Below are 6,276 nucleotides of genomic sequence, written 5' to 3'. Positions count from 1 at the left end.
TCGCTGGCGGATGCGCGCAGCGGCCGGCGCAGGTCCGAGGCATCTTCATGGCCGAGGCAGGTATGCAGGGTGCCCGTACAGGTGATGCGGACCCGATTGCAGGACTCGCAAAAATTATGCGTCATCGGCGTGATGAAGCCAAGTTTCCCGCCGGTTTCGCTGACCCGAACATAGCGGGCAGGGCCGCCCGTGCTGTCATCGACGTCGGTGAGAGTGTACTGGCTGGCGAGCCGCGCGCGCACCATCGACAGCGGCAGGTACTGGTCGGTGCGGGACTGGCCGATGTCGCCCATCGGCATGACCTCGATGAGGGTCAGCGCCATGCCCCGGCCGTGCGCCCACTCCATCAGAGATGGAATTTCATCTTCATTGAGGTTTTTGAGAGCGACCGCGTTGATCTTCACGGCGAGGCCTGCGGCTTGCGCCGCGTCGATGCCGGCCATGACCTTCTGCATGTCGCCCCAACGCGTGATCTCGCGAAACTTGGCCGGATCGAGCGTATCGAGCGACACGTTGATCCGCCGCACGCCGCAATCCTTCAGCTCAGAGGCGAAACGGGCCAGTTGCGATCCGTTGGTCGTGAGCGTCAGTTCGTTCAGCGCTCCGGTCTCGAGGTGACGCGACAGCGAGTGGAACAGCGACATCACGTTACGGCGCACCAGCGGCTCGCCGCCGGTCAGCCGCAACTTGCGTACGCCCTTGGCGATGAACGCCGAGCATAGACGGTCGAGTTCTTCCAGCGTCAGCAGATCGACCTTCGGCAGAAAGGTCATGTCTTCGGACATGCAATAGAAGCAGCGAAGATCGCAGCGATCCGTGACCGATACGCGCAAATAGCTGATGGACCGGCCAAACGGGTCGACCATCTTGCGGGAGCTTGAAGTCTCGGTGAGGGCAGAAGAACCGGTCATGCAATTTGCCTTGTCGCACGGCAAGCGGAGCCTTATCCCGCAATGTAGGCAGATTGCAGCTACCATACAATGCGCAATGCGCTAAGGTTTGTGTTTGCTGCAGTGCGTAAGAAATTAACGGTCCGAAGCGGCCGGAACTTCGGCCGGTTCGGGGAAGAGCGAGGCTGCCGCGGGCGACCCGGCTGCCGGAGCAGGGGCGGCTGCTTTGGGCGCGCGCCGCTTGCGGGGCTTTTTGCGGACAGGTTTCGGAGGCGTGGCCGGTTGCAGTTCTTCGACCACCGGGTTGGGATCGGCCGTCGTGGTTGCAGGGGATGTCAGGTCGCCGGGTTGATGCGTGACCTGCACGGGCACTGTCAAAGGTTGATAATTGGCCAGCGTATAGGACACGCTGAAGCTTTCGGCCGCCGGGACTTCCAGCGAGCAGGGGGTCTTGCAGGACTGTCCCTGCGACGTCCGGGCCTCCGCGCCCGGCGGCACGGAGTCCAGTTCAACCGTTACTTTCGGCGGCGCAGGCTTGAATGCATCAGGTGAAAACGAAGAACAGCCGGCCAGGCCGATGCCTGCCACGGCGATCACGATAAACCGGCGCATGTTCAATCAATCCGTCACTTGCGGTTGCGGCGAGCCGCCGCAGCCTCCCCGTGCGGACCATAGAAGTGCGACCGGGCTGTCGCAACACCGGTGACCCGACTGTTGATATCCGTATCGGACGACCTTAATTATTGTATGAAAATCAGTAATTTATGTCATAGCCGAAGCATGAAGGGCGAGGACGGCTTCCGGCAACTCCCTCATATGCGCCACGACACGGTCGGGCTTGAGTTCTGCGATGGGAACTTCAGTATAGCCGAACCCGACCCCGATTACGGGAATGCTGGCCCGGCGCGCCACTCCGATATCCGGGCCGGCGTCGCCGACCATGATCGCGCTTTCGGGGCGGCCTCCCGCACGTGCGATTGTCTGCAGCAGAATAGCCGGATCCGGCTTGGATACGCCGAAGGTGTCGCCTCCGCAGATCGCAGCGAACCGCGGGCTCAATCCCAGCTGGTCGAGTAACTGCTTGGCAAGCGCTTCCAGCTTGTTGGTGCAGACCGCGAAACGATATCCGCGCACCGCCAGATCGTCGAGCGCCTCGATGAGTCCTTCGAACGGACGGGATTCGTCGGCGATGTGCGCCGTATAATAGTCGATGAAGTCGGCCATCATCCGCGTGACGTCATCCGCCGTCGCGGGGTGATCCTCGTGCTCGAGACCGCGTTCGATCATGCGCCGAACCCCCGCGCCGATCATCGAGCGGGCTGTTGGCAACGATACCGTTGACAGGCCTTCGCGGTTCAAAACGAAGTTCAGTGCGGCGGCGAGATCGGGCGCGGTATCGACCAGTGTCCCGTCGAGGTCGAATACGACCATGGGAGAAGGGGAAGACGTCATGATGGCGGATCGGTACCCGTCTCGCGCGGGACATGCAAGGGCGACGTGCGAAGCGGGGACCCGGGGGCTTTGCAGGAAAACGCCGGATTACCCTGTTCCTTACAGCCGAACGACGCTAGTGTGGTTTAGGTTCGGAAGTTCGCTCATCTTCTCTGCGAGTTTTTCAGGTGAACTTCCGGACCTAAACCACACTGGAATCATAAGTTTGCCAGTGTTCCGACTGACATGTCCTTGCGGCAACCCTTGACTCGGGCTTCGGAATCAACGGGACGCCAGCAATCCTACAATTAGTGCGGATCCAGGAGTTCGCTTGACCGATACGCCTCGGCGGCTGGTCACCTGGAAATGCCTCGCCGGACAGGCGGGCTGCGCAAAATCGAGGTCGTAATGACGTTGGATGAATTGAAAAGACAGGCTGCGGCGCGTGCCCTTGAATACGTTCAGGATGGCATGAAGCTGGGCCTCGGAACGGGATCCACCGCCAAGCACTTTGTCGAGCTTTTGGGTGAGCGCGTTCGCGACGGGCTGAAGGTTGTCGGCGTGCCGACATCCGAAGCAACGCGAGCCGATGCGGAGCGGTGCGGCATTCCGCTGACCACCCTGGACGATCTCGACCGCCTCGATCTGACGGTCGATGGCGCGGACGAAATCGACCCCGACCTGAATCTGATCAAGGGCGGCGGCGGGGCGCTTCTGCGCGAGAAGATCGTGGCCGCGGCCTCGGAGCGCATGATCGTGATCGCGGACGAGACGAAGTGGGTGGCCGGCCTCGGGCGTTTTCCGCTGCCGATCGAAGTCATTCCCTTCGGGCTTGCGGCGACGCGACGTGCTATTGCCGAGGCGTTTGAGAAAGCCGGCGCTTCCGGTCAAATGGTCGTCAGAAAGGGGCCGGACGGCCATGCTTTCGTCACCGATGGCGGCCACTGGATTTTCGACGCCCACCTCGGGCAAATACCCGATGCCTCCCATTTGGCCAGGTTGTTGAATCCGATACCCGGCGTTGTCGAGCACGGCTTGTTCATTGGCCTTGCGCGCGTGGCGATGTTGGCGGGCGCACAGGGAATTCGCGTTGTTGAGCGGCCGTAGCGCCGCAACCAGGAGAATCGAGATGAAGGGTCTTTCAAGGTTTCTGCCGATGGCTTGTCTGGCCGTGGGGCTGGCATTCTCAGGCATTGCGTCGGCTCAGCAGACCGCCCAACCCTCGGCCGCCGCCATTGCATCGGCCAAGGAGCTTCTGAAGCTGAAGCACGCGGACGCCATGTACGCCAATGCCGTTCCGGGCATGGTGGAACGGACAAAGACCACGCTGCTTCAATCCAATCTGAACTATCAGAAGGATCTCAACGAGGTCGCCTTGATCGTTGCCAAGTCGCTGGCGGGCCGCGAGAAGGAGATCGGTGAAGGCATGGCGAAGATTTATGCCAGCCATTTTACCGAGCAGGAGTTGAAGGACCTGGTTACCTTTTACAAGTCTCCGCTGGGACAGAAGTTGATCGCGCAGGAGCCTAAGGCGATCGAGCAGAGCATGGGATACATGAACCAGTGGGCGCAGAAGTTCGCGGAGATCGTCAATGGCGAATTCCGCGCGGAAATGCGCAAGCGCGGCAAGGAAATCTGAGTCCGGTCCAAGCTGCGCATGGCTGATTTCGACGTCGATCTTTTCGTCATAGGCGGGGGGTCGGGCGGCGTGCGCGCCGGCCGCATCGCCGCCGGCTATGGCGCGCGCGTCATGATTGCCGAGGAATACCGGATGGGCGGCACCTGCGTCATCCGGGGATGCGTGCCGAAGAAACTGCTGGTCTATGGATCTCACATCCGCCGCGACATCGAAGATGCCGCCGGCTTTGGCTGGTCGATCCCGTCTGCGACGTTCGACTGGCCGAGGCTGATCGCCAACAAGGACAAGGAGATCGCCAGGCTCGAGGCAGCCTATACATCCAATGTCGAGAAGGCGGGCGCGCGCGTCGTCAAGACGAGGGCGGTTTTCGAGGATCCGCACACGCTGCGGCTGGCGACCGGCGAAGCCATTCGTTCGAAGCACGTGCTGATCGCCACGGGCGGCGCGCCGAACCACGGGCGAGTCATTCCGGGCATCGAGCACGTGATCTCCTCCAACGAGGTGTTTCATCTGAAGCAGTTGCCGAAGCGAATTGCGATCCAGGGCGGCGGATATATCGCGCTCGAATTCGCGTGCATCTTCGCGGGATTCGGCAGCGATGTGACGGTGATCTACCGCGGCGACAACATCCTGCGCGGTTTCGACGACGATGTTCGCGCGCACGTCCGCGCGGAGATGGAAAAAGAGGGCATCACCGTTCTTACGGGATGCACTGTCGACAAGGTTGATCGGCACGGTGACGAATTCACGTCTCACTTGTCGAACGGCTCGAGCGTTGCCTCCGATCAGGTGCTGTTTGCGATCGGCCGGCATCCGAACGTTGCAAATCTCGGACTCGAAAAGGCCGGCGTCGCCATCAATCCGGAGAACGGCGGCATCGCCGTTAATGGCTTTTCGCAAACCAACGTGCCGCACATCTACGCGGTCGGGGATGTCACGCACCGCTTCAACCTGACACCGGTTGCGATCCGCGAGGCTCATGCATTTGCGGATACGGTGTTCGGCAACAAACCCACGCGCGTGGATCATGCGGACATTCCGACCGCGGTCTTCTCGCAGCCCGAGGTCGGCACGGTAGGCTTGACCGAGGGGCAGGCGCTGGCGCAGTTCACCAACGTCGATATTTACAAGACGAGTTTCCGGCCGATGAAGGCGACGTTGTCCGGCCGCGACACCCGCATCCTGATGAAACTCGTGGTGGACGCGACGACGGATCGCGTTCTGGGCTGCCACATCGTCGGTGATGGCGCGGCCGAGATGGTGCAGGTTCTCGGCATTGCGATCAGGATGAAGGCGAAGAAGGCGGATTTCGATGCGACGATGGCATTGCATCCCACTGCGGCGGAAGAACTCGTGACCATGCGGACGCCGGCCGCCCGTCATGTGCGCGAAGCGGCGGAGTGAAGGCTTTCTGCTGGTTTCAAGTCGTTGCGCGGTGGCTCCGGTGCTCATGCCGGTAAGCGAACATCCATGGCTAAACGAACCGGACCCCGATGCCGGCTCAACCGGTAGCCCCGACAAAAGCCGGTTGGAAGAATTATTATTTGTTTACAATATCTTGCGCAGAGAAACTTAATGCCAACTGGCGCGGCGCGGCCAGCCTGTGTATATACGGCCCGTCGCCTCTTCCCCGTTAAGTGGCGGTTTTTCCTCAGGAGTTGACCTCATGTCCGAGCGGTGGACACCCGATAGCTGGCGGGCCAAGCCCGTGCAGCAGATGCCGGATTATCCGGACGCGAAATCATTGGGCGAAGTCGAGGCACAGCTTGCCACGTTTCCGCCGCTGGTTTTTGCGGGTGAGGCGCGCAATCTGAAGAAGGCCCTGGCTCGAGTCGCAAACGGCGAGGCGTTTTTGCTTCAAGGCGGCGACTGCGCCGAGAGCTTCGCCGAGCACGGCGCCAACAACATCCGCGACTTCTTCCGCGTGCTGTTGCAGATGGCGGTGGTGCTGACCTATGCCGGCGCGCTGCCGGTCGTGAAGGTCGGCCGCATCGCCGGTCAGTTCGCCAAGCCGCGCTCGTCGCCGATGGAGAAAATCGACGGCGTCGAATTGCCGAGCTATCGCGGCGACATCGTCAACGACATCGCTTTCACCGCGCAGTCGCGAGTACCCGATCCGCATCGTCAGATCATGGCCTATCGGCAATCGGCGGCGACGCTGAACCTGCTGCGCGCCTTCGCGACCGGAGGGTTCGCCAATCTCGGTAGCGTCCATGAGTGGATGCTGGGGTTCATCAAGGATTCCCAGCAGTCGCGGCGCTACAAGGAACTGGCAGATCGGATTTCCGACGCGCTCAATTTCATGCGCGCCTGCGG

General features: G+C 61.4%; 6 protein-coding genes and 1 pseudogene. 4 read left to right on the top strand and 3 right to left on the bottom strand.

All coding sequences use genetic code 11. The annotated features are described in order from the left end of the window. The 3 genes and pseudogenes from moaA to BGN91_RS12695 all read right to left on the bottom strand — a co-directional run. A pseudogene (moaA, locus tag BGN91_RS12705) lies at nt 1-911 on the bottom strand (GTP 3',8-cyclase MoaA); the annotation flags it as partial. Nucleotides 912-1,025: 114 nt separating this feature from the next. After that, a complete protein-coding gene (locus BGN91_RS12700; protein ID WP_292613698.1) occupies nt 1,026-1,502 on the bottom strand; it encodes a hypothetical protein in 477 nt (158 codons plus the stop codon). 150 nt (nt 1,503-1,652) lie between these two features. Further along, nucleotides 1,653-2,342: an HAD family hydrolase gene (locus BGN91_RS12695; RefSeq protein ID WP_292613696.1), complete on the bottom strand. Its 690-nt coding sequence runs from the start codon at nt 2,340-2,342 to the stop codon at nt 1,653-1,655. A 387-nt stretch (nt 2,343-2,729) separates the two neighbouring features. Here BGN91_RS12695 and rpiA point away from each other — a divergent pair, with 387 nt between their 5' ends. The 4 genes from rpiA to BGN91_RS12675 all read left to right on the top strand — a co-directional run. Further along, complete coding sequence (gene rpiA / locus BGN91_RS12690; RefSeq protein ID WP_292613694.1) at nt 2,730-3,428, top strand: ribose-5-phosphate isomerase RpiA; 699 nt, start codon at nt 2,730-2,732, stop codon at nt 3,426-3,428. Nucleotides 3,429-3,450: 22 nt separating this feature from the next. Then, the gene (locus BGN91_RS12685) at nt 3,451-3,960 is read left to right on the top strand and encodes a DUF2059 domain-containing protein (protein ID WP_292613691.1); all 510 of its coding nucleotides are present in this window, start codon (nt 3,451-3,453) and stop codon (nt 3,958-3,960) included. 18 nt (nt 3,961-3,978) lie between these two features. After that, nucleotides 3,979-5,364, top strand: a complete 1,386-nt coding sequence (gene gor / locus BGN91_RS12680; protein WP_292613689.1) for a glutathione-disulfide reductase — start codon at nt 3,979-3,981, stop codon at nt 5,362-5,364. 262 nt (nt 5,365-5,626) lie between these two features. Further along, nucleotides 5,627-6,276 (top strand): 3-deoxy-7-phosphoheptulonate synthase (locus tag BGN91_RS12675; protein ID WP_292613687.1); only part of this gene is annotated, 650 nt, incomplete at its 3' end.

This window comes from Nitrobacter sp. 62-13 (assembly GCF_001896955.1).
In the GTDB taxonomy this organism is placed as follows: Bacteria; Pseudomonadota; Alphaproteobacteria; order Rhizobiales; family Xanthobacteraceae; genus Nitrobacter.
Note: the sequence above shows the minus strand (reverse complement) of the source record. Positions and strands in the feature narration are given on the sequence as shown.